Genomic DNA, 23,861 nt, shown 5'->3' with positions numbered 1-23,861 from the left:
CGCAGCCAGCGGGACCATCGTGGGGTGTCAGTTCACCTCATGAGGAGGCTGTGCCATGGAGCACACATCCCGTCGTGGGCGGTCTCGGGGAGCATGGGCGGCGATCTTCGCCGTACTGCTGACCGGGACAGCGACCACGGCATTCGCCGTACCCGGGGTCACGCCATCGCCCTATGCGACAGCACTGGATCCCGGACAGTCCGTGACGATCACCAAGACCGTGGAGACACCGGTCATCCCACCCAACCCCGACATCGTCTTCCTGGCCGACACCACGACCAGCATGGGTGCCAGCATCGCCAACGTGCAGTCCAACGCCGCATCCATCGTCGACCAGGTGCTGGCCGACCAGCCCACCGCACAGTTCGCGGTCGCGGACTACAAGGACGTCGCCGACTCCAGTGGCCACTTCCTCCTGCGCCAGCAGCTCACCGGCGACCCCGCCGCGGTCGCCGCCGGCATCAACGCCTGGACGCCCCTCTCCGGTGGTGGCAGCGATGCCCCCGAGGACTGGATCGGCGCACTCGGCGACATCCCCACGGCGATCGACTTCCGTGGCGACGGCACTCCCGTGGTGGTGATGTTCGGGGACTCCACCAGCCACGACCCGTCGGCCGGCTTCTCGCTGGCCACGGCGACCACGGCGCTCCAGGCGGCCGGCGTCCGCGTCATCGCGATCGCGGTCCCCGGTGCAGACGGCTCCCTGTGGAACGGGCTGGACACAGCAGGCCAGGCCACCGCGGTCACCAGCGCCACCGGCGGCACGCTCGCATCGGCAGACCCGTCCCAGGTCTCCGCCGCCATCTTGTCCGCGCTCCAGAACCTGCCCGCCGAGGTCACCCATCAGGCGGTGTGCGACCCCGGCGTCTCGATCACTCTCACCCCGCCGTCGCAGAGCGTGACCAGTGGCGGGACGGTCTCCTTCGACGAGACCATCACTCTCGCCGCGAACGCCCCTCAGGGCACGACGCTCCACTGCGAGGTCAGCTTCCTGGTCAACGGTCACCTGCCCGGCCCGGAGTTCGTCCAGCAGGTCCACGTCGAGGTGCGAGACATCGAGCCCCCGGTGGTGACGGTCAGTGACGAGACCGTCGAGGCGACCGGGCCCGACGGTGCCCTGGTCGACTACGACGCGAACGCGACCGACAACGTGGACGGTCCGCTCGTGCCGGCGTGCGCTCCCCCGTCGGGATCGCTGTTCGCGATCGGCTCCACGGTCGTCACCTGTACGGCGATCGACGCGGCCGGCAACACGGGTTCGGGCACCGGCACGATGACCGTGGTCGACACCACCCCACCTGACGTCGCGTGCACCGAAGGCGCCAACCCCGGCGGCACGGTGCCGCGCTCGCACAACCAGGACGGGTTCTTCGCCCTGGGGGCCACCGACCTCGTCGACCCGGACCCTGAGATCCATGTCCGCGACTCCGGCAGTGGCACGCTGTTCGGGCCGTACGCCGCTGGGCAGCAGATCAAGTACACCGAGACGCCGGGCGGGAAGCCTCGGTCGAAGTCGATGCCCGGCGACATCGTCCACCTCTTCGGCACCGGTGACGCCGAGGTCATTGCGGTGGACTCCTTCGGCAACACCTCGGCTGCGGTGAGCTGCCTGGTGCCGCCACCCCCGATGTAGCCGTCGGTCGCACCGCCCTGATCCATCTGACGTGAGCGGGGCGGTGCTCCGGTGGGTGGCCCATCGGAAGCTCGGCATTCACAAACCGAAGGCCGCGCGCATGTCCGCGGCGTTGCGCCCTTCCCGCGGGGGCGCAACGCCGATCACCTCTGCCAGGAACCGGGTCAGCGAGTAGTGCGTGAGCGGAGCGTCGACCACCTTGTGCCTGAGGTCGACGTGCAGCACCGAAGTGAGCACCGTGTTGCCATGGTCCCGGTCATCCTCGTCGGCAGTCACGACGACTGCGAGTCGGCCGCTCCTGAAGTCAGCGCTCCGGAGCACTGGGTCCAACTGCTCTTCCAGCCACGCGTCGGCCTCAGATAGGGAGCCGTCGTGGGCATCGTGGGTGAGGTCGGGGACCAGGAAACCGATGGTGGGCAGGTCATCGGTGGCAACGTCGGCGGCGAAGGAGCTCAGATCCACGTCATTCCTCAGGCACTGCTCTCGCTCAGCGGTGAAGTAGACCCATGGGTTGTGCCGCGCCGCATAGATCGGCTTCCCGACGGCCTTCTCCGGGTGATCTGCCCCGTGACAGTTCTCGGGCATCGACTCCGCGTAGGTCCGGGCAGTCTTTCCCGCGGAGAGGGCCAGCCCGAAGATCGACTGCGCAGCACCGACCTTGTCGGCGTTCGCGGACGGCGGCGCGTCGTCCGTCACGCCGAAGGTCGAGCCGCCGACGATGGCGAGATAGTTGGGCTCACTCGGATGCATCAACGCCGTCCAGCGCGTCGCGTAGCCATACTCCTCCGCCAAGGCAGCCAGATAGGGCATGCCGCCTCGGATCTGGTCCAGCGAGTGGTTCTCCTCGACCACGACCAGGACCTTGGTCAAGGGTTCACTGCCCGCCTTCTCCACATGCGGCACCACTCGCGGCGACGCACCGCCGCTCGAGGTCTCCGTCGTGTTCTGGCACCCGGCCAGGGCGATCGTGGTCAGGAGCGCGACCAACGCCGAGGTGAGCCGGTGGGGAGGAAGCCTCATGGCGTCACTGCTTTCGGGGCCGGAGACGAGTCAGTTCGCAAACTACGCCCAAGCACCTGAACTCGGCCAGGACACAGGTGGGCAAGGTGCCGCCCTGTCGATCGCCACCGTTGCGTCATCGCGGGTGACCGACCTCGAGACCGCATGGCACGAGACCAACAGGGTGTCGTCTCCAAGGACTGCGTGGCATGCGCATCCGTCGATGGTGAGCTGGACGGTCTCGCAGCAGTGGGCAAGGCAGCATTGCGAGCATCGACCAACGCGGGAGCACTACCTTGAACTGGTGGGCCGTGACGGTGCCCCACAGTCGACTGAGGAGATCAGCCAAAGATGAGGATCCTCGTTGCCGAGGACGACGTACGACTGGCCGCAGTGCTCGAAGAGTCCCTGGTGGAGGCGGGCTGGACGGTCGACGTCGTGCACGACGGTCGGTCAGCTTATGACCGCCTGCTTCGTGACGGGGCATACGACGTTGCGCTGCTCGACTGGATGCTCCCCCAACTGGACGGCGTCAGCGTCGCCCGCCGGCTGCGCGACCTGGGTGTGGCGTCGACGCCGATCATGATGCTCACCGCCCGCGGAGACGTCCGGGACCGGATCGAGGGGTTGGACGCCGGTGCGGACGACTACCTTCCCAAACCCTTCGACCTCGACGAACTGCTTGCTCGACTGCGTGCCCTGCACCGTCGGGGCAGCCTGGCCAACGAGGCGCCCGTGCAGGTGGGAGACCTGGTGGTGGATCCTGTGGCGCGCCGGGTCGCCCGCGGTGGCGTTGACCTTGCCCTGTCGGCACGGGAGTTCGACATCCTCTATCTGCTCGCCACTCATGCCGGTCAGGTGGTGACCCGCCTCATGATCCTTGACGAGGTCTGGGACGGGGAGACAGATCTGCGGAGCAACGTCATCGACGTGCACCTCGCTGCCATCCGGGCCAAGGTCGACAAGCCCTTCGGGACCGGCACGATCACCACGCTTCGCGGCGTGGGCTATCGCCTCGAGCCGACAGCGCCGCGATGAGCCGTCTGCCGCTGCGGGTCCGACTTGTCGCCGGGTTCTCTGCGGCCATGTTCGTCGTGTTGCTCGCGGCCGGCGCGTTCGTCTACTCGCGGGTGAACTACGCCCTCGACCGCGGACTCGACACTGATCTGGCCAGAGCGACCGGGACGTTGTCTCCGCTCGTCGGGCCGAAGGGCACGGTGACGGACCGATCGAGTGCCGAGGCCACCGGGGTGGCGTGGCAGGTGCTGGGCGCCGACGGCACCGTCCTCGATCACGGAGGACCCGCCGGTTCCTCGCCCATGGTCTCAGCCCGACTGCTCCGCGAGGTCGGCTCGAGCCCGTCCACTGTCGACGTCGGCGACCTGCTTCCGGTCTCGAAGGATCCCTACCGCCTCGAGGTCGTCAAGGTCTCCGAGGCGCCCACCCGCTACGTCCTGGTCGGCGTACGCCGAGACCACCGCGACGAGGCACTGCGCGAGCTCCTCGCCCAGCTCGCGGTCGCGGGACTGGGAGCGCTGCTGCTGACCGGGTTCGTCGGCGAGCGCTTGGCGAGGGCCGCCCTCAGACCGGTCGAACGCTATCGCCGACAGGCAGCAGAGATCGCTGCCGGCGCGACCGAGCTGCGGTTGAAGGTGCCCTCCACCCGCAATGACGAGGTCACCCGCCTGGGTCACACCTTCAACGACATGCTGGCCAGCCTCGAACGATCCCTGGACCGGGAGCGGCAGTTCGTCAACGAGGCGAGTCACGAGCTCCGCACTCCGATCACCCTGATCGGCAGTCGCATCCAACTTGCCAGACGCCGAGCACGGTCGGTGCCCGAGCACGAGCGGATCCTCGACGAACTCCAGGTCGACGTGGACCGGCTGGCGGACCTTGCCGAAGACCTGCTGCGGCTGGGCTCTGCCGGAGCAGGGCCGGGCACCGGCGACCTCGCGACGACCTCGGCCCGAGTGATCGACCAGCGTCGCGTCGTCGATCCCCGGCACGCGGTCCAGGTGAACCTGACGTCTCTCGTCACCACCATGCCCGTTGCGCTCGACGAGCTCGCGATCGAACGCATACTGACCAACCTCCTCGACAACGCACTGGCCCACGGTGCGCCACCGCTCGATGTTCGTCTTGACCACCCCAGCCGCTCGTGGGCCCGGCTGCAGGTGACGGACCGGGGCGAGGGCATGCCGCCCGACTTGCTCGCGACCGCTGCTCGACGCTTCACCCGAGCGAGCGAGGCCAGGTCGCGCCCCGGCGCCGGGCTGGGCCTGGCTCTGGTCGCATCGTTGATCGTGAGCTGTGGAGGCGAGCTCCGACTCTGCTTCGACGGGCACCACGCCTCCCACGGCCCACGCGTGCCGGTGCCCTGCGAGCACGCACCGGCGATGACCGTGACCGTGCTGCTCCCTGCGGCCTGACCCGGATCCGGCCTTCATCGTGGCTTCATGTCTGTTTCCCTACGGTCGTCGCCATGACCACGTCACTGGCTGTGGATGCCCAGGGCATCACCAAGTGCTTCGGCGAGATCCGTGCCGTCGACGACATCTCGGTCCGGGTGGCCCCCGGCGAGGTGTACGGCGTGCTCGGGCCCAACGGCGCCGGAAAGACCACGTTCCTGCGGATGCTCTTCGGCCTGATTCGTCCGGACTCGGGCACCCTGCGGGTCTTCGACCGCACCTGGGAGCGTGACGGGATCCGAGTGCTCGAGGGTGTCTCCGGGTTCATCGAGTCGCCGCGTTTCTACCCATACCTGACGGGCCGGCAGAATCTGGTGGGCCTGGCTCGCCTCGACGGTGGTGTTCGCCGCGGAATGGTCGCCGACGTGCTCGAGACGGTCGAGTTGACCGATCGCGCTGACCTCAAGGTCGGCGGCTTCTCCTACGGGATGCGGCAACGACTCGGGGTGGCGGCAAGCCTGTTGCGGGAGCCGAAGCTGCTGGTGCTCGACGAGCCCGCCAACGGCCTCGACCCGGCTGGCATCCGCGACATGCGTGCCCTCGTCAAGCGGTTGGCGGACAGCGGCCTGACCGTGCTGCTCTCCTCGCACAACATGGAGGAGGTCGAGGAGATCTGCAGCAACGTCACCATCATGAATCGAGGCGGGGTCGCCTTCCACGGCAGCATCGCTGATCTGCGGGCGATGGCACCGGACCCCGGCTACCTGCTCGACACGGACGACAACGAACGAGCCGTTGCGCTCGCCGACCGACATCCCGGTGTCACCCTCAGCGTCGACCACTCGGCGCTGATCGCGTCCGGCGCACACACGGCCGTTGGTGAGTTGGTCGCCGACGTCGTCGCCAGCGGCGTACGGCTGCGGCAGTTCACCCCGACCCGCACCCCACTCGAGTCCTTGTTCTTCATGCTCACCGATGCGGGCTCGGATCCCGGCCTCGCAGAGGAGGTCGGGAGCAGATGACACTCACAGCCACCGACCATCGCCGGGTCGAGGCCACCACGGATCGTGCCGGCTTCGGCGCAGCACTCGCGTTCGAGGTGCGCAAGCTACGCGCCCAGGTTCGAGTCAGAGCCGTGCTCGCCGGCGCCCTGCTGGCACCCGTTCCGATCGCACTGATCATCCACGCCCAGGGCAACCCGCCCAAGGACACCCTCTTCGGACGCTTCGCCACCACCAACGGCTTCGCGCTGGCACTCCTGGTGCTCGGCTTCGCGGGACAGTGGCTGCTGCCCCTGCTCACCGCCGTCGTGGCCGGTGACATCTTCGCGAGCGAGGACCACCACGGCACATGGAAGACGATCATGACCCGATCCGTCAGCCGGGCGTCGCTGTTCGGTGCCAAGACCACGACCGCACTGGGCTTCGCCATCCTCGGACTGGTGGTCCTCGCCGCCTCCACGATCGTGTCCAGTGTGCTGATCGGCGGCCACGGGACTTTGACCGGGCTGTCGGGGCAACTCGTGCCGCCGGCAACGGCCTGGCGACTCGTCAGCGCCAGTTGGCTCAGCACACTGCCACCCACCGTCGCGTTCACCGCACTGGCCATCCTGCTCTCCGTGTGGTCACGCAGCGTCGCAGTCGGTGTGGCCGCACCCGCTGTCATCGGAATGGTGATGCAACTCGTCGGTGCCACGGGTGGCGCCGAGGCCCTGAGGCCCTACCTGCCCACCACCGCCTACGAGGCCTGGCACGGGTTCCTGGCCACCCCGGCGTTCACCGGCCCGTTCCTGATCGGGCTCGTCGCCTGTTCAGTGTGGACCGTCCTGACCCTGGGGTTGGCCCTGGCCATCACCGTTCGTCGCGACATCACCGGAGGCTGACATGCGCCGCATCATCACCATCCTTCTCACCACCGTGGTCGTGCTGGCCGGACTCGGTCTCTTCGCCCGGGCCACCAGCAGCGGCAGCAGTGTCACCAAACCCCGACTCGAGCGATCGATCGCCGTGTCGTTCAGCAACGTCTACAGCCAGCAGGCCGCACTGCTCGGACACAAGGGCATCTCGCCGAAGTCTCTGCACGCACAGGCGATGTGCGACAAGGGGCCGGGCGTGCCGCAGAACGGACCCGGCACCTCATGGGTCTGCCTGATGAGCTGGGACGACCCCAACGTGCCCATGCCGACCACCGGCTACGGCAAGTTCGAACTCTCCGTCCACAGCAACAGCTGCTACACCGCCGGAGGACCCTCCTCGCTGATCGGCTACCAGACCATCGCCGCCGCGGACGGCCGGACGGTGAACAACCCGGTCTACGAGTTCGACGCGTGCTTCGATCCGCAGTCCGACAACACCCCCACACGCGTCACCTTCCCTTCAGCGGTCAGGATCACCAGCACGACCGCTACCCCGGACGATTCGGGACGGTTGCGCGTGGACCTGGCCTGTGCCGAGGGAGCCGGAGGCTGCAGAGGCACGCTCACCGGCACCGCCGACGGTAGTCCCCTCGGGGTGGTCGACTTCTCCCTCACCAAACAGGCGACCGATTCACTGAACCTGCCCGGGGCACTGCCGACGAAGGCCAAGAACGTGACCTACACAGTGACCACCACCGCGGGCGTGGCACCGCCACCGCTGGTGCTGCCGGTCCAACGTTGACGGCGAGTCCCGGGCTACGGGCCGAGCCACGCCCCATCGTTGTCACGAGCCACGAGTACACCGACTCCTGGCCTCGAGCGCCTCGCGCTCGGCGACGTTGTCGGTGAGCTCGATCGCCCGCGCGTAGGCGACGGTCGCGCCGTCCAGGTCCCCGGCCCGGAACAACAGCTCGGCCCCGTGGCGTGCAACGGCTGATAGCGGTCGAGACGATCGTCGACCTCGAGCCCGTCAGCCTTGGCCAGCGCCGCCGCCCGGCTGGTGACTCATTGTCCTCCGTGCACGCTGCGGCGTACAGACATCAGGTTCTCGGGTCGCTGAGGAAGCACTCGACGAAGCGCTCCTGGCCCACGGCAGGGGAACTCGGACTCCGATCACTGCCGGAGCGTGGTCGGGCGTCGGATCAGAGCCCGCGGCCTCCACGTACTCGCCCGAGGATGAAGAGCACCAGTGCGACAACTACCAACACGACAAGGATCGTCCACAACACGATGAGACTCCGTTCACGAGGTCCGAGGCCGAATCCCCGGCGGGCCGGCGGCCGCGATCCCTCTGTACCCACCCAGCTCTTCTCCATTCCGGCCGCTGCCTGACCTTTCGACCTGGGACGTCAAGCGTCAGGGGAAACCACGGCCCCGGCCTTGCCTGCATCGGCGTACGACCGCACGGTCGAGATGGTGAGCGGGAAGTCGATGCCCAGGGTGCGGAACAGCAGGCCGGAGGCGGCTCCGGCCGCCTCGGTGGCCGCCGCCGCGACGTCGTCGGCCAGGGCGAGCGGGGTGTGCACGACGACCTCGTCGTGGAGAAAGAAGACCAGGTGCGGGCGCGCCATGAAAGCCCCGTCACCCATGCTCCAGAGCCGGTTGCGCAGGTCCGCGATCCAGCACGACGCCCACTCCGCCCCGGTGCCCTGCACCACGAAGTTGCGGGTGAAGCGCCCGAACGTGCGGCGGTGACGAGACTGCACCTCGGGATCGGTCGGCGGCCCCTCCGGGTCCCGGGCCCACGACTCCCCCAGCGTCGGGGAACCGCGCCCCAGCAGGGTGCGCACCGCCTCACCCCGCTCACCGGCCCGCGCAGCCTCCTCGACCAGACCGAACGCAGCCGGATAGCGCCGGGTGAGGCCAGCGACCATGCGCCCACTCTCGCCACTCGTGGCGCCGTACATCGCGCCGAGCAGTCCAAGCTTGGCGTCGTTGCGGGTGGCAACAGCACCGTCGTCGACCATCCCCTGATAGAGGTCGGCGCCCCTCGCCGACCGGGCCAGGGCGCGGTCGCCACTCATCCCGGCCAGCACCCGCGGCTCGAGCTGCGCCACGTCGGCGACCACGAAGGTCCATCCCTCGTCGGCCACCACCGCGTGCCGGACCTGAGCCGGGAAGGACAGTGCCCCTCCCCCGTTGGAGGACCACCGGCCCGTGGCCGATCCTGCCGGCTGGTACGACGGCCGGAACCTGCCGCCACGCACCCACTCATCGCTCCAGGCCCAGCCGTTGGTCTGGAACAGGTGCGCGAGCTGCTTGTAACGCAGCAGCGGGACGACGACCGGGTGATCGAGCCTTTGCAGTGTCGAGGCGCGGGTGTCGGGGGCCTCCAGCTCGGCCCTGCGCAGAGCGGCCAGGAGCTCGGGATGTGAGTCGGGGTTGAGTCCCGGTGCGTTCAGCTCGCTTCGCACCTGGTCGGCCAGCGTCTCGAGTCCTTGTGGGCGGGAGCCCAACGGTGGCCGCGGACCGAGCAGGTCGCTGAGCAGGCGCTGGTGGATGTCGGCTCGCCACGGCACACCGGCAAACGTCATCTCCGCCGCGACCAACGCCCCGGCCGACTCCGCCGCCAGCAGCAGGCCCAGCCGGGCGGGATCGGTCGACGACGTGACCGCTGCCAGCTGACGAGTGTCTTCGAGGTCGGCGCGCAGGTGCTCGGCGTCGTCGTCGATCGAGAACAGCGCCGGATCGGACTCCACGCTGGGACCGAGCCGGTCCCAGTGCTCCGACTGCGGCCCCACCAACTGGGCCGCGTCGATCGCGGGCGCGCGTCGGAGCAGGCGGTGGCCGAGCCTGAGGTCGTGGCAACGCTCGACCCGCACCCCAGCGGCCAGCAACGGTGGGTACCACCGGGCCGTGTCGTCCCACACCCAGCGGGGTCGGTCGACCTCACGCTCGCGCACGTACGCCGCCAGGTCGGCCGCCGCGATCACCCGCTCCTCCGCACCCTCGACCACGAGCACCCGCTCGCCGGGCTGGCGCGAGAGCGAGATCCGGGTCATGAGCACACTTTCGCACTGCCCGACCGGCGCCGCCGAAGAACCCGGGTGCAGGACCCCGGGCGCCCCGGGCGTTCAGCCGGCCGGGAGCACCCGGATCGTCTGCACCGCGAGGTCTCCGGTGCCGGAGAGTGGGTCGAGCCGCAGCTGCAGCAGCCTGGCCGCCTGTGCCGGGATCGGCACCCGGTAGGTCCCTGCCCCGGCCACCGTCTCGAACCGGCCGCTCCGCGACTCGGCGAAGCCACCGTCGGTCGTGGCCCAGAACAACTGGCCCTGACCGGAGACGGAGGAGTCCATGGTGATCTCGACGACGGCACCTCCTGCGAGGTCGACGTCGACCTTCGGCCCGACGACGTACGGGTCGCCGCCGGTGGCAGTGAAGCCCAGCACGCCCCCGGAGACGGTGAGCTCGCTCACCTGGTTGCCTGCCGACCAGCCTTCGGTGTCACCGGGGGTCTCGAACTCCCACGACGCGAAGGCGTTCGACACCCGCACGGTGACGGTGCGGCTGACCGGCTCTCCGCCGTCCGTGGAGAAGCTGACCGTGACCTCGTAGGAGCCCTCCGCGGCGTCCGCCGGCACGGACACGTCGAGCGGCACCTCGTGCGAGACCCGCCGGCCGTCGGAGTCCAGGGCGACCGGCGCACTGGCCGGCTCGACCGTCCAGCCCTCCGGCGCCTGCGTGGTCAGCGTTCCGGCCAGCGTGTCGGGCGCGACCCCGTCGATCCGGGCGCGCACGGTGGCGGTCCGTCCGGGCAGCACGGTGGTCCGGGCCGGGTCGAGGGAGAGGTCGTACGACGTGACCTCGGCGCCCTCCTGCAGATCGAGGGAGACGACCCGCACCGGCTGCAGCCTCACCGGCCCGAGCAGCCCGGAAGCACGCGCACTGTGCTCGATCTGGTTCGTCCTGGTGTTGGTGACCGTGACCTCGATGGTGTTGGTGCCCGGGTGCAACCGGTCGGTGACGTCGACCACGTAGGGCCGCGCATCCAGCGGTGTGGGGGCGTCCCCGTTGACCGAGACCGCCGCCAGCTCACGGACGTCGCCGAGGTCCAGCCGGATCCGGCGCCCGTCGGCCAGGAAGTCCGCAGGCACCTCGACCTCGCGGGTGTAGACACCCGAGCCGGAGAACTCCGGGTCGAGGTCGGTCCAGCTGCGCAGCGGTCGGGTCACCGTGCTCGCGCCGTCGGCATCGAACCGGAAGGCCCAGTCGCCGCCGAGGGCGATCGGCTCCATCGGGTCGGTCACCTCTGTCTGCGCGGCGTACTGCCGGTCTCCGAGGCTGCCCACGGCGTAGACGGTGCCCGGCTCCTCGGCGACCAACGTGGTCCGCAGTCCGTCGGACCCCTCGGTCACCTCCGTCACCTCGGCCGCGTTGGTGGCGGTGAGATGCGGTGTCCTTCCCGGTGCGTGGGCACCGGGCCGGAACGTCACCCAGACCGCCTCGTAGGGGTCCAGGTCCAGGTCGACCGCCGTCGAGTCGTCGCCCTTGCTGTAGACCGGTGCGACCCGGCGGTCGCCGGTGTCGAGATTCCACAGCTCCGGCACGCCTGCCACGTCGAAGTCGGCCGTGGTGCGCACCGTCTTGTCGGTCAGGTTGACCGCCAGGAACGCGTCGTCTCCCCCGCGGCGTACGTGCCGGACGCGCACCGCCGACGTCTCCGGGGCCAGGGTCACACCCGGGGTGACCCGCTCCCTCACCACGTCGGCGAGCTCGCTGCGGTCGGGCAGGAACACGGCGAGACCGCCGCTCCCGTGGTCCTTCTGGGACTTCTGGGCGTGCCGCGGATCGGTTCCGAACAACGCCTCCAGCCGGGTGCGGAGCTGGGCGTCACGACCGTCGGCCTCCTTGGTCGGCAACCCGTCGACCGCGACCACCGTGCCGCCGCTGTGCACCATCTGCTCGACGGTGTCCAGCGCTTCCAGGGAGAGTACGTCGGCCCGCGGCATCACCAGGGTCTGCCAACGCTGGTCGCGCAGCACCAGGTCACCCTCGTTCACCTCGAGGTCGACCCCGAGGTCATCGTCGCCGGCCAGGGCGAGCTCGTCGAGGTAGTCGAAGTCGAGCTGTCCCTGCAGCAGCGCGTTGGAGGTCCCCGTCCAGGACGCGTCGATCGGTCCGAGCGCGGAGCCGTTGCCGGCGAAGCCACGCACGTCCCACGGCGTTCCGGTGGCCATCACCGACGAGCTCGGGTAGAGCACGCCGACCGGGTTCACCGGTGTCGCCCCGCGCGCCGGCTCGGTCAGCCGACCGACATAGTCGGCGTACTGGTGGAACCGCGGCCAGAAGGTGTTCTGGAAGAACTCGCTCGGCTGCGACTCGAAGGCCCGCTTGCCGTCGGTCGAGTAGTAGAACGCGTGGTTGTCGATCAGATCCACGCCGCCGGCCGCCTCCCAGGCAACGGTGCGGCGCATCTCCTCCATCGTCAGGTCCCACCCGAACGCACCGAACGTCTCGGCGAGATTGCGTTCGCGACCGAACAGGTGCGCCACCGACGAGTTGAGCTTCGGCGTGATCGCCGACGGGTTGAGACCGCCGATCAGGTCCATGCCGGGAAGCTGGTACTCACGCTGCATCTCGAACCAGCTGCCGCCCTGGATCAGCCGGTGGCTGCCGAGGTCCTCCTCGACCAGAGGGTTGGAGATCAACGCGATGCCGTGGTCGTCGGCCCAGCGGGCGAGCGGGACCGTGTGCGCCTCGTTGTACCTGTCGGACAGGGCGTCCTGATAGGCGACTCGCACCTTCGTGGTCGCGGATCCGGTGTCATACCAGAGCGCGGCCAGGTCGCGGGTGAGGTCATGGCCGGCGTTGTGCGTCAGGTAGTCACGGAAGCCCGGGGTCCAGGCGACCGAGCCGCGCGAGTCCGCGCCGCCACGACCGTCGGGGAAGTTGTTGTAGAAGCCGGGCTCGTCGTTGAAGATCCCCGGGATCGTGTCGCCGAACTGCTCACCGACCCGGGCGGCGTACGCCTCGTGAGTGATGTCGATGAACTTCTCGGTCACGTCCGGGTTGAGCATGTCGACGTACGGCTCGTCGGGTTCGAGGTCGGGGTGATAGTTGAGCAACGGGCGCTGCACGAGCTGCACCACGCACCAGCCGTCGCCGGCGGGGGCGGTCCACGAGATGCGCCCGTCCTGCGGCTCGAGCTCACGCGCCGAGGAGCCGTCGAGCTCGACCCCTCGGGCTTCCCCGTTGGTGACGCAGGTTCCACTGGCGGCCCTGCGGTAGGCCACCGCGGCGACCAGCTCGTCATCGACCGGGCCCTCACGGTCCTTCGCCGCCACCGGCTGGTCGTACGACGTGCCGCCGGGCACGTCGGCAGCGACCGGCGTCAGGTACCACGGCACGTAGGTCGGATTCGCCTCGAACGTGCGGCCGTCCACCTCACCGCCGCGGACGGTGCGCCCGCCGGCGAAGCCGCTGGGCCAGTTGAGGTCGTCGTAGAGCCAGGCCTTCATGCCACGGTCGGCGGCCTGCTCCACGACGTGCTCGACCTTGTCGAAGTAGTCGGTGGACAGGTAGTAGTCGTTCTCGGTCACCCCGAACTCGCCGCCCAGACCCTGCCGCGGGTGGATGAAGAACTCCTCGACGCCGTTCTTCTGCATCTCGTCGAGCTGCCGGTCGAGCTCGGCCTCGGTGAGCTCGCCGTTCCAGAACCAGAACGCGTGCGGCCGGCTGGTGGACGGCGGCTCGGCGAACGCGACCGGGTCGAGGCGCCCGGTGCGGTCGTTCCAGTCGGGACTCTCGCCGCCCGATTCCTCGGCCTGCGCGGCCCCGAACACACCGACGAGCAACGCCGCTGCCGCCAGTCCCACCACGTTCTTGCGCATCATCGGGCGTTCCCCTCGCTGAACTGGTAGGTGCCGGAACCGACCTCGATGCGCACGACGTCGCCGTCGCGCTCGACCGACGTGACGCCCGGGGCCTTGGCCGCCGCGGCGCCGTCGACCAGGACCGCGTCGTCGGCGGGGATCTCGATCGTGGCCGTCGTGTTGACGGGCACCGTGACGTCGAGCGACAGGTCGCCGTCGTCCAGGCGCCAGGCCGAGGTGATGGTGCCGTAGCCGCTCTCGAAGGACCCCTCCGCGTGGGTGAGTCCGCCGCCGGGAATCGGCGCCACGGTGAAGTGCTTGTAGCCGGGGTGCTCGGGGTCCGGCTGGATGCCGGCGACGTTGCGGTACATCCAGTTCCCGACCGCTCCGTAGGAGTAGTGGTTGAAGGAGTTCATGTTGACGTCGCCGAAGCTGCCGTCCGGCTCGATCGAGTTCCACCGCTCCCAGATCGTGGTCGCCCCGTTGTCGATCTCATAGCCCCACGACGGATAGCTGCGCTGGTTGAGCAGCCGGTAGGCGACGTCGGTGTGGCCGGTCTCGGTGAGCACGGGCAACAGGTCGGGGGTGCCGAGGAACCCGGTGGCCAGGTGCCAGTCGTGCCGCTCGAGGTTGGCCACCAGGTGGTCGGCCGTCTCGTCGACGAGGTCGTCGGGGATCAGCCCGAAGGACAGCGCGATCACGTAGCCGGCCTGCGCGTCGCCGGGCAGGCTTCCGTCGGCGGCGACGTACTTCTTCACGAACGCCTGCTCCACCGCGTCGGCGAGGTCGGCGTACTCCTGGGCGTCCGCGGTCTTCCCGACTGCCTGCGCCATCTGCGACATCAGGCCGCTCACGTGGGCGAAGTACGCCGTCCCGATGAGGTCGCGTGGGGCGTTGTCGTCGAGGTTGAGCCAGTCGCCGTAACCGGAGTCGGGTCGGATGTAGCCGGTGCTGTTGTTCGTGAGGTAGGTGATCCACGCGGCCATCGCGTCGTAGTTCTCGTCGATGACCTCGGTGTCGCCGTAGGTCTGCCAGACCGTGTAGGGCACCGTGATGCCGGCGTCTCCCCAGCCGGTGTTGCCGGCCCCGACGACGGGCACGAAGGGCGCCACGTCGGTGAACGCCCCGTCGCTGCGTTGGGCGTCGCGCAGGTCGCGCAGCCACTTGTCGCCGAGGAAGGTCGAGACGTCCATGTTGAACGCGGCGGTCGGTGCGAAGACGTTGATGTCGCCGGTCCAGCCCATCCGCTCGTCGCGCTGGGGGCAGTCGGTCGGGACGCTGAGGAAGTTGCCGCGTTGCGACCAGGTGATGTTGCTCTGCAGCTGGTTGAGCATCGGGCTGGAGGTCTCCAGCGAGCCGGTCTCCGGTGCGTCGGTGTTGATCACCTGTCCCACCACGTCGGAGGTCTTCGGGCGGCCCGGGTAGCCGGTGATCTCGACGTAGCGGAACCCGTGGAAGGTGAAGACCGGGTCGATCGTCTCGACGTCGTCGCCCTTGGCGATGTAGGTGTCGGTCGCCTTGGCCGAGCGCAGGTTCGCGGTGTAGAGCGTGCCGTCGGGGTTGATCTCCTCCCCGTAGCGGATGGTCAGCTTCTGCCCCGGCTCCGGGTTGCGCACCTGGATCCGTGCGGTGCCGACCATGTTCTGTCCGACGTCGAAGACGTAGGTGTCGGGCTCGGGCTCGGTCATCTCCTGCGTCGGCAGCTCCCGCGTCACCCGCGCCGGCGGGTCGGCCTGGGCGACGAGCTCCGCGGTCACGCCGGTCTTCGGGATCACTTGCTTCCACGTGGAGTCGTCATAGCCAGACGTCGTCCAGCCGGGCGTGGCCTCGCGGGCGTCGATCGCCTCGCCGTCCTGCATGTCCGACTCGCGGATCTCGCCGCGGGTGCTGCGCCATGAGTCGTCGGTCGTCACGGTCTCGGTGGTGCCGTCGGCGTGAGTGACCTCGAGCTGGGCGAGCAGGCCCGGGAGCTGGCCATAGAGGTTCTGGCCATAGATCGCGATCTTGCCCGAGTACCACCCGGTCGAGAGCCGCGCACCGATGGCGTTGTCGCCGCCGCGGACCAGGTCGGTGACGTCGTAGGTCTGGTACTGCACGCGCTTGTTGTAGTCGGTCCACCCCGGGGCGAACCGGTCCTTGCTCACCAGCTGACCGTTGAGGTGTACGTCGTGCACGCCGAGCGCCGTGACGTAGAGGCGTGCCGACTTGATGTCGTCGCCGAGCTCGAACTCCTTGCGCAGCTGGGAGGTGCGCTCGTCGTCCGCCTGCGTCGTCGGGGTCCACCGGACGGTGCGGTCACCGGCAACCGGCTCACCGTCGGCGTACGCCGTGCCGTGGGCGTACTTGTCGTCGCTGTGACTCCACCAGCCGACCTTGCCCTCGACGTCGGAGATCTCGAGATAGTAGGTGCCCGGCTCGGCGGGCGCGTCGAGCTTCACCTCGCCCCACCCGTTGTCGGGGTGGTCGACGAGACGCTGCGTCGCGAGTACCGCGCCGGCGGGGCCGTCGCGGCGGAGCGTCACGGTGACGTCGGAGTCGGCCGTGTTCCAGGTCGGCATCCGACCTGCGGCGGCATCGAACGGCCGGTCCGCGGTGAACGTCTGGCCGAGCGTCTTGCCGGCGAGCAGCTCCGCCGGGTAGCTCTGCTCGGTGTTGGTGGTGGGCAGCCAGAACTTCGCGTCGTGGGCGATCCACTCGGCCGTCCAGTCAGACTTCTGCAGCAGCCCGGTCTCGAACCACGCCACGTTGCTGGGCGGCGCCGGCTGGCCGGCGGCGTCCCACACCTGGACGCTCCAGAAGTAGCGGGTGCGCGAGGTGACCTTCGGGCCGTCGTAGGCCACCTGCCGTGAGTCGGCGGACTCGACCTTGCCGCTGTCCCACACGTCTGCCCGGCCGGCCTTGAGCAACGACGGACTGGTCGCGACCAGCAGCCGGTAGGCGGTCTGTGCCTGGCCGTTCTCCTTGGCCTGCATCACCCAGCCGAACCGTGGCGTCGGGTCGTCGAAGCCGAGCGGGTTGTGGGTGCCGTTGACGGTCAGCTGCCCGACCCGCAGGTCGCTGCTGGGCGCGGTCGCGGAGGCGCTGGTCGCCGGTGCGACGACGAGTGCCGAGTTGCCCAGGGCCAGGGCGAGCACGCTGGCGATGATGGCGATGAACCGAGACATGAGAGGTATCTCCAAGGTTGGTTTGTCAGGTCATGAGCGGGTCGAGTCGGCGCTCCCGTCAGTGCGCCTCGCCAGAACCCGGCCGCGCGAGCAGCCGGGGCACTTCGGTGTAGAGATAGCTGAACCTGCCGTCGGGAGCCGCGTCTCCGTCGACGTAGAAGTCCATGACGTCCCCGCCGTCGGGCACGTTGTCCGCCCACTTGAACTCGACGTGGAGGCGACCCCGCGCGTGACGACCCAGCAGTGACCTGGGGATGGCGAGGTGCATCTCGTCACCGGACACCCGGTGGTCGACCTCGCCGACCTGCGCCCAGTCCCATCCGCCCTGGCTGGCCTCGAGCGAGGTGGTGCCCTCTCCCGCCGTGCGGTTGACGACGAAGTCGTAGCCCTTCCATCCGTTCTCGCCGTCGCCGTCGAGGTTGAGGAAGAGGTTCATCCGCTGCTGGTCCGACCCCACGATGGGCTCGGCGGTGCGGGCGTAGAAGTAGAGGTTGTGGGCGTCGCGGGCGACCTTCACCTCCTCGAAGTCGTTGCGCCCGGAGTCGTTGGTGAGGGTGACGCCACCGAAGCCCGCGTGGTCACGGGGCAGGGTGTCTCTGACGAAGTCGCGGTAGGCCGGCCGCACGTCGGCCCATTGGTCGAAGCCCTCGTCGATGTCGATCGACTGCCGCCGACTCGGCGCCGCCTGCGGTCCGAGCCCCTTGTACTGCCGGATGTAGTCGACCAGCTGGAGGTAGTAGTTGTCGTCGTACCCGCCCTTCATCGGTTCGAGGTCACGGCTGAACTCAGTCGTGGCCTGGTCGACGAAGAAGACCGGGCGGTCCTCCGGGCGGTCGGGGTTGCCGTCCCAGCCGGGGAAGTCGCCGGTGAAGCGTTGGGCCACCCACTCGTTCCAGCCCGTCACCGCGACGATGCGTGGGTCGACCTCGAGCGCGTGCTCCCACTGCTCGGAGAAGTTGTATCCCCACTTGTACGCGTCCGGGGCCGGGTCGAGGGATCCGTCGTGGAAGCTGCGGGACCAGTTGTTGCCGGCGCCGTAGAAAGGCTGGTCGCTGAACGGGAAGTTGTTGTGCACGGCGGCCGCCACGTTGACGATGTCGGGCTCGCCGTCGACCTCGAACACCTGCTGCGGCCGGGTGAAGCTGATCCAGGGGAATCCGTTCTCCTTCATCGGCTCGTTCGGCCACTGGTTCCGGCGGAACGTGAAGAAGTCGCGGACCTCGGGAGAGACCTCGTCGGGGTCGCCGATGATCAGGGGCTTGCCGTCGAGCTCGAACCACAGCTCGCGGTAGCGGCCGGGCTGGTACAGATCCTCGTAGAGCTGCTCGATCGTGTCCCCGGAGCGGGCATTCGTGTAGAACACCACCTGCGGCACGTCCCAGCCCTGCCGTCGGACGTCGTCGAAGACGGCGAGGAGCTTGTCGTAGACCGCCTTGTAGGTGAAGGCGTTGGTCACGTCGAAGTAGAGGAAGTCGACCTGCGCGGCGGCGAGCATCTGCGCGTGGCGTCGGAGCACCCAGGCGTCGTTGCTGAAGTAGTAGTCGAAGAGCGGTTCGCCCCAGTGATGGGACGCCCCCACAGGACCCCACGCGGGATGCTCAGGGTCGTTCACTGCCTCGGGGTGCTCCTCGAGGATCTGGGTGATGTTGTACGGCCCCGAGGTCGAGTGCTGACCCAGCCAGAGGAAGTAGAAGAGGCCGACGTAGCGGTCCTCTCTCGGTTCGGGCACCTCGCCGTGATGCGGCAGCGTGCGACCGAGGCCATCGGTGGCGGTCAGGTAGCCGAAGTCAGAGGAGGCGGGCGCCGGATCCGTTGTGCTCGCGGGCGGGTGATCGTCAGCGGTCACCTCGGCGTGCGAGCTGGCCGACCCGGGAGCCAAGGCCACGGTCAGGACACCGACGAACAACCCCGCGACGAGCACTGAAGCCTTCGACACAATGTCGACCTCCGAGAGAATGCAAACGTTTCAATTCCACATCGCACGCTAGGTGTGTGGCGGACGTCACGTCAACGCACTGTCCGGATCCGGCCATCCGGGCTCAGGAGGCCGCAACTCAAACAGGTCACCGACCTACACCCAACTGGCAGGGTTCGGTCACCTCGACCCCTGTTTGCCCAAGCCCCTCCCTGCTAGCGTCAGGCAGCCTGAAACGGTTCAGTTTCCTTGGAGGCCACATGTCCAGCCCGTCCCGTCGGAATGCCCCGCGATTCCTGGTGCTGCTGCTGGTGCTGGTGGCGATGCTGGTCACGACCCTCAGCGTGAGGTCGGCGCCGGTGGCCGCCGACAACGGCGCCCTCTCCGTGGGAGAGCTCTCGACGAATCACGTGGAGCACCCACTCGGCGTGCCCGTCGAGGCTCCGGTCCTCTCGTGGCAGCTTCACGGCCCGGACCGGGGAATCGTGCAGTCCGCGCGTCAGATCCAGGTCTCGACGTCGGCGGACGGCTTCGACGACGCAGTCGTGTGGGACAGCGGTCGGGTGTCCAGCTCGACGTCGGTGAATGTTCGCTATGCCGGGCCGGCCTTGGAGGAGACGACCCGCTACCACTGGCGGGTCCGGGTGTGGGACGGCTCCGGCACCATGAGCCCCTGGAGCGAGACCGACTGGTTCGAGACCGCGCTTGCGAACGACGCGACGTCGGCCTCGGACTGGGGGGCTCACTGGATCGGCGGACCATCTGACGCGCCGCGCGGTGTCGACTGGAGTGACTACACACTCACGGTGCGCACCAGCAACGTGCAGGAGGCCCTGGGCATCGTCTTCTACTCCGACTCGGCCGCCTCGCAGAACAACTACATGTGGCAGCTGTCCAACCGTGGGGCGCCGAGCCTCCGGCCACACAGCAGGGTCAATGGCACCTGGGCCGCGCTCGCCGACGTGCCCCTTGGGGACGATGTCCTGCCCGGTGGTCTCGGCGCCGAGCACGAGATCACCATCGATGTCTCCGACGGGGTCGCCGCGACGAGCATCGACGGTCACCAGATCGACTCACGACCGATTCCGCTGCGCTCGTCAGGGACCATCGGTTTCCGGACCGCCGCCGGGGAGTCCGGTGACGTCCGCGAGGTGACCGTCTCGAAGGGCGAGGAGGTCTTGTTCCACACCGACTTCTCCGACGGCGTCAACCCGTTCGCGATCGGAGAGGTGCGCGAGGGGGTGCTGAAGGTGTCCGGTGTGGTGGAGAACGGCGTGATGTCCGCCGAGCAGAAGGCGCTCCCGTTGTTGCGTCGCGACTTCGTGCTCGACAAGCAGATCGCCTCCGCTCGGCTGTACTCGACGGCTCTCGGCGTCTATCGAGCGGAGATCAACGGCCAGCGGGTGGGAGACCACGAGCTCGCCCCGGGCTGGACCGACTACAGCCAGCTGGTCCAGTACCAGGTCTACGACGTGACCGACCACCTCCAGCAGGGCGAGAACACCATCGGCGCCGAGCTCAGCAACGGGTGGTACGCCGGCCACCTGGCCTGGGTGGGCGCGAATCGTTACGGGTCCGACCCGGCCTTCCTGGCTCGCCTCGAGGTGACCTACGAGGACGGCACGACCGAGGTCGTCGGCACCGACGAGAGCTGGACGACGACGCCGGGACCGGTGCTCGAGGCAGACCTGTTGATGGGTGAGACCTATGACTACCGCCGGCAGGTGCCGGGGTGGAGCGAACCCGACGCGACGGGTGACTGGTCGCCGGCGCGAGTGCTCACGCCATCGCCCGGAGAGCTGCACGCGCAGACCGATCCGCCGGCGCGGGTCACGGAGGAACGGGACGTGGTCGAGCTGACCCATCCTCAGTCTGACGTCTCCATCTACGACCTGGGACAGAACATGGTGGGCTGGGTCAAGGTCCGGCTGACCGGTGAGGCCGGCGACGTCGTCAGGATCCGCCACGGCGAGGTGCTGAACCCGGACGGCACGCTCTACACCGCCAACCTGCGGACGGCGAAGGCCACCGAGACGGTGACCCTGGGGAAGGACGGCACCGTCGAGTTCAGCCCCCGGTTCACCTCCCACGGCTTCCGCTACGTCGAGATCACCGGTCTCGACGACCCGCCGGCCGCCGAGGAGGTCACCGGCATCGTCGTCGGCACCGACAACCCTGCTGCCGCGTCCTTCTCGACGTCCGACCCGATGCTCAACCAGCTGCAGTCCAACATCTCGTGGGGCATTCGCGGCAACTTCCTGTCCGTGCCCACCGACACGCCGGCCCGCGACGAGCGGCTGGGCTACTCCGGTGACCTCAACGCCATCGCGGACACCGCCGTGTTCAACCAGGACACGTACGCCTTCTTGACCAAGTGGCTGCGAGACATGCGGCTGCGCCAGCACCCGAACGGCGTCATGCCGGGGATCGCGCCGGGCACCGAGCCGGGTTCGCGCGACAGCGTCGCCACCGCGGGCTGGGGCGACGGGTTCATCACGGTCACGGACGCGCTGTGGCGCAACCACGGTGACACGAGCGTGATCGACGAGAACTGGTCGGCCATGGTCCGCCTGGTCGACCACTGGACCGCCGTGGCGCAGGACGGCATCGTGCCGGAGGGCCACGGCATCGGTGACTGGTTGAACCTCAACGACCCGACGCCGAACACGCTGCTCGCAACCGCCTTCTACGCGCTCGACGCCCGGCTGCTGAGTGAGATGGCCGCGGCGACCCGGCGCGACGAGGCGGCGGGCGACTACCGGGCGCTGTACGACGACGTGCGGGCCGCGTTCACCGCCCGGTTCATCGCACCGGACGGTCAGGTGGGCACCGGGTCCCAGGCCGGCTACGCCATGGCGATCGACATGGGTCTGGTGCCGGAGGAACAGCTGGATGCCGTCGGCCGCAAGTTCGTCGCCGCGATCAAGGCCAGGGACTGGCACCTGAGCACCGGGTTCCTCGGCACACCGCACCTGCTGCCCGCGCTGAGCGCCGTCGGTCGCGACGACGTGGCCTACCGGCTGTTGCTCGAGAAGCAGTACCCCTCCTGGCTGTACGAAGTGACCAAGGGCGCGACGACGACCTGGGAGCGGTGGGACTCGATCCGCCCCGACGGGTCATTCCAGGACCCGGGGATGAACTCCTTCAACCACTACGCGTACGGCGCTGTCGGGGAGTGGATGTACTCCTCGATCGGGGGCATCCAGTCGACCGGACCCGGCTACTCGACCTTCCGAGTTGCACCACGGCCGGGCGGAGAGCTGACGCACGCCACGATCAGCCATTACTCGCCGTACGGCGAGATCCGGTCGACGTGGCGGACTGTCTCCGAGGATCAGCTCACCCTCGACGTGACCGTTCCCGCCAACACCGTGGCGCGGGTTCACGTTCCGGCGGTCAGCGAGCGGGGCGTCTTCGAGGGCGGCAGCCTCGCCGCCGATGCACCCGGCGTCCGTTTCGTGCGCATGCAGGACGGAGCGGCGGTCTTCGAGGTGGGCTCCGGGGACTATGCCTTCGAGTCGGACGACGTGCGGGGCTACCTCGGGCTGGCTGCCGCCAGGTCGCTCGACCTCCAGGACTCGGCCGCCGAGGTCGCCGACTCCCCGGAGGTGCCGAAGGTGGTTCACAACCGGCTGCCGGTCGAGGCCGGGCAGCTCGTGAGGAGCCTGGAGGACGCCTTCCAGGCGTACCTGGGTGGCGACACCGACCTGGCTGCCGAGTCGTTGGCCAGTGGGCAGGCTCGGGCAGACCGCCTGCGCCGGCTCATCGACGAGTGGGTCACCGAGGGCGCCATCACCACCAGCGACGCTGATGCGCTCACCACGTCGTTGGCGCGGGTCGATTCGGCGATGTCCGAGGCCGCCCGACGTCTTCATGACATCTCGGCGTCACTCGTCCACGGGAAGGATCCTGCTCTGCCCGGGTCGACCCTGCGGGTCGTGGGACAACTGACGAACAACGGTTCGGAACCCGTTCGCGACGTGACGCTCTCCCTGGATCTGCCCGCTGGGTGGTCGGCAGACCCGACCACGGTGACCGAACAGGTCGGCCCCGGAGAGTCGATCGAGCTGCCGCTCGACGTCCACGTGGCCGAGGACCAACCGCTCGGGCAAGGACTCGAGGTCGAGGGTGTCATGAGCTATCGCCGCGGCCCGGCCACGACGACGGTGCCCGTTCGCGTGCTCGTCGACGTGGTGTCGCCCGTGCGCATCGTCTCGATGAACGCGGTGCCCGCACTCCTCGATCAGCCAGGTGACTCCGCCACGGTGACGATCACGCTGCGGAACCAGCGTCCCGACGCTCCGTTGAGCGGGCAACTGAGCTTCAGCGCGCCACCGGGCTGGGAAGTGACGCCACGGACTGCCCCCTATGAGCTGGCAGCGAGCGCGGATGCCGCCGTCCAGGTGACCGTCACTTCGCCGGCCGACGCGACCAACCTGGCCGCCGTCCTAGCTGCCGAAGCCTTCTACGAAGCCGGCCCGGCCGCCGGTGACAGCGCCGAGGTGCGCGTCTCGTCCGCGCTGAAGCGGTGGGAGTTCAACACGGCAGGTGACACCGAGGGCTGGACCCCGACCAGCCAGCTCGCCGACTTCACCGTGGCGGACGGAGCGCTCCGTGCCACCTCGACCGGCGGAGACCCGAACCTGGCCTACGGCCCCGGCGCTGGTTCCTTCGACGTCACGCAGGGTGCCTACCTGGAGATCACGATGGCCTCGTCGATCGACGGAGAGGGGCAGCTCTTCTGGGGGACGGAGTCCGCACCGGGCCCGAGTGAAGGCAGCAGCGTCAGGTTCGGTGTCCAGGCGGGCGGTGAGCACGTGTACCTGGTGCCGATACCCGCGCTGGACAGTCCGCTGACCATGCTCCGGCTCGATCCGCTGAGCTCTCAGGGAGACCTCGAGATCAACAGCATCAGGCTGATCCGCTGAGCTGGCGAGCAGGACGTCGGCGACTGGGAGCCGTCTCGGCCGTGATCGACGTGGCCTGCGCGACCGACGCCCGGAGACCGGGCG

General features: G+C 69.0%; 13 protein-coding genes. 7 read left to right on the top strand and 6 right to left on the bottom strand.

Going from position 1 to position 23,861, the window contains the following annotated elements; translation table 11 throughout:
• The first annotated feature begins 55 nt into the window (after nucleotides 1–55).
• Nucleotides 56–1,633 (top strand): HYR domain-containing protein, encoded by a 1,578-nt coding sequence (locus tag NJ4_RS09025; protein ID WP_082748315.1) that lies wholly within the window; start codon nucleotides 56–58, stop codon nucleotides 1,631–1,633.
• A 78-nt stretch (nucleotides 1,634–1,711) separates the two neighbouring features.
• Here the strand turns inward: NJ4_RS09025 and NJ4_RS09020 are convergent, their stop codons facing one another.
• On the bottom strand, nucleotides 1,712–2,653 hold the full coding sequence (locus NJ4_RS09020) for an alkaline phosphatase family protein (RefSeq protein WP_082748314.1): 942 nt from the start codon (nucleotides 2,651–2,653) through the stop codon (nucleotides 1,712–1,714).
• A 330-nt stretch (nucleotides 2,654–2,983) separates the two neighbouring features.
• Between NJ4_RS09020 and NJ4_RS09015 the strand changes: the two genes are divergently transcribed.
• The 5 genes from NJ4_RS09015 to NJ4_RS08995 are packed head-to-tail and all read left to right on the top strand — an operon-like array spanning nucleotide 2,984 to nucleotide 7,700.
• Nucleotides 2,984–3,670 carry a response regulator transcription factor gene (locus tag NJ4_RS09015; RefSeq protein ID WP_067433322.1) on the top strand — a complete coding sequence of 229 codons (687 nt, stop codon included), beginning with the start codon at nucleotides 2,984–2,986 and terminating at the stop codon, nucleotides 3,668–3,670.
• Nucleotides 3,667–5,064, top strand: coding sequence for a sensor histidine kinase (locus NJ4_RS09010; RefSeq protein ID WP_067433318.1), 1,398 nt, complete (start codon nucleotides 3,667–3,669; stop codon nucleotides 5,062–5,064). The genes NJ4_RS09015 and NJ4_RS09010 overlap by 4 nt, the downstream gene beginning before the upstream one ends.
• Before the next feature lie 53 nt (nucleotides 5,065–5,117).
• Nucleotides 5,118–6,065, top strand: coding sequence for an ABC transporter ATP-binding protein (locus tag NJ4_RS09005; protein WP_067433315.1), 948 nt, complete (start codon nucleotides 5,118–5,120; stop codon nucleotides 6,063–6,065).
• Entirely contained in the window at nucleotides 6,062–6,925 is an 864-nt protein-coding gene (locus NJ4_RS09000; RefSeq protein ID WP_067433312.1) for an ABC transporter permease, read from the top strand. Before NJ4_RS09005 ends, NJ4_RS09000 begins: the two co-directional genes overlap by 4 nt.
• 1 nt (nucleotide 6,926) lies before the next feature.
• Complete coding sequence (locus NJ4_RS08995; RefSeq protein ID WP_067433309.1) at nucleotides 6,927–7,700, top strand: hypothetical protein; 774 nt, start codon at nucleotides 6,927–6,929, stop codon at nucleotides 7,698–7,700.
• A 42-nt stretch (nucleotides 7,701–7,742) separates the two neighbouring features.
• Here NJ4_RS08995 and NJ4_RS26910 read toward each other — a convergent pair whose 3' ends face one another.
• The 5 genes from NJ4_RS26910 to NJ4_RS08975 all read right to left on the bottom strand — a co-directional run bounded on the left by NJ4_RS26910 (nucleotide 7,743) and on the right by NJ4_RS08975 (nucleotide 18,870).
• Nucleotides 7,743–7,865 (bottom strand): hypothetical protein, encoded by a 123-nt coding sequence (locus NJ4_RS26910; RefSeq protein ID WP_281178281.1) that lies wholly within the window; start codon nucleotides 7,863–7,865, stop codon nucleotides 7,743–7,745.
• 442 nt (nucleotides 7,866–8,307) lie between these two features.
• A complete protein-coding gene (locus NJ4_RS08990) occupies nucleotides 8,308–9,960 on the bottom strand; it encodes a bifunctional 3'-5' exonuclease/DNA polymerase (protein ID WP_067433304.1) in 1,653 nt (550 codons plus the stop codon).
• Between the two features lie 72 nt (nucleotides 9,961–10,032).
• The gene (locus NJ4_RS08985; RefSeq protein ID WP_067433298.1) at nucleotides 10,033–13,791 is read right to left on the bottom strand and encodes a glycosylhydrolase-like jelly roll fold domain-containing protein; all 3,759 of its coding nucleotides are present in this window, start codon (nucleotides 13,789–13,791) and stop codon (nucleotides 10,033–10,035) included.
• On the bottom strand, nucleotides 13,788–16,934 hold the full coding sequence (locus NJ4_RS08980; protein ID WP_067433295.1) for a glycoside hydrolase family 78 protein: 3,147 nt from the start codon (nucleotides 16,932–16,934) through the stop codon (nucleotides 13,788–13,790). The genes NJ4_RS08985 and NJ4_RS08980 overlap by 4 nt, the downstream gene beginning before the upstream one ends.
• Before the next feature lie 58 nt (nucleotides 16,935–16,992).
• A complete protein-coding gene (locus NJ4_RS08975) occupies nucleotides 16,993–18,870 on the bottom strand; it encodes a hypothetical protein (RefSeq protein WP_157550980.1) in 1,878 nt (625 codons plus the stop codon).
• Between the two features lie 239 nt (nucleotides 18,871–19,109).
• Between NJ4_RS08975 and NJ4_RS08970 the strand changes: the two genes are divergently transcribed.
• Entirely contained in the window at nucleotides 19,110–23,777 is a 4,668-nt protein-coding gene (locus NJ4_RS08970) for a family 78 glycoside hydrolase catalytic domain (protein ID WP_067433289.1), read from the top strand.
• Nucleotides 23,778–23,861 lie beyond the last annotated feature (84 nt).

This window comes from Nocardioides jensenii JCM 1364 = NBRC 14755, from assembly GCF_001552535.1.
Classification (GTDB): Bacteria; Actinomycetota; Actinomycetes; order Propionibacteriales; family Nocardioidaceae; genus Nocardioides; species Nocardioides jensenii.
Note: the sequence above shows the minus strand (reverse complement) of the source record. Positions and strands in the feature narration are given on the sequence as shown.

Excerpts from the sequence above, each read along its gene's own strand:
- NJ4_RS09025 (WP_082748315.1), top strand. The coding sequence starts at position 56 with ATGGAGCACACATCCCGTCGTGGGCGGTCTCGGGGAGCATGGGCGGCG.
- NJ4_RS09020 (WP_082748314.1), bottom strand. The coding sequence starts at position 2,653 with ATGAGGCTTCCTCCCCACCGGCTCACCTCGGCGTTGGTCGCGCTCCTG.
- NJ4_RS09015 (WP_067433322.1), top strand. The coding sequence starts at position 2,984 with ATGAGGATCCTCGTTGCCGAGGACGACGTACGACTGGCCGCAGTGCTC.
- NJ4_RS09010 (WP_067433318.1), top strand. The coding sequence starts at position 3,667 with ATGAGCCGTCTGCCGCTGCGGGTCCGACTTGTCGCCGGGTTCTCTGCG.
- NJ4_RS09005 (WP_067433315.1), top strand. The coding sequence starts at position 5,118 with ATGACCACGTCACTGGCTGTGGATGCCCAGGGCATCACCAAGTGCTTC.
- NJ4_RS09000 (WP_067433312.1), top strand. The coding sequence starts at position 6,062 with ATGACACTCACAGCCACCGACCATCGCCGGGTCGAGGCCACCACGGAT.
- NJ4_RS08995 (WP_067433309.1), top strand. The coding sequence starts at position 6,927 with ATGCGCCGCATCATCACCATCCTTCTCACCACCGTGGTCGTGCTGGCC.
- NJ4_RS08990 (WP_067433304.1), bottom strand. The coding sequence starts at position 9,960 with ATGACCCGGATCTCGCTCTCGCGCCAGCCCGGCGAGCGGGTGCTCGTG.
- NJ4_RS08985 (WP_067433298.1), bottom strand. The coding sequence starts at position 13,791 with ATGATGCGCAAGAACGTGGTGGGACTGGCGGCAGCGGCGTTGCTCGTC.
- NJ4_RS08980 (WP_067433295.1), bottom strand. The coding sequence starts at position 16,934 with ATGTCTCGGTTCATCGCCATCATCGCCAGCGTGCTCGCCCTGGCCCTG.
- NJ4_RS08970 (WP_067433289.1), top strand. The coding sequence starts at position 19,110 with ATGTCCAGCCCGTCCCGTCGGAATGCCCCGCGATTCCTGGTGCTGCTG.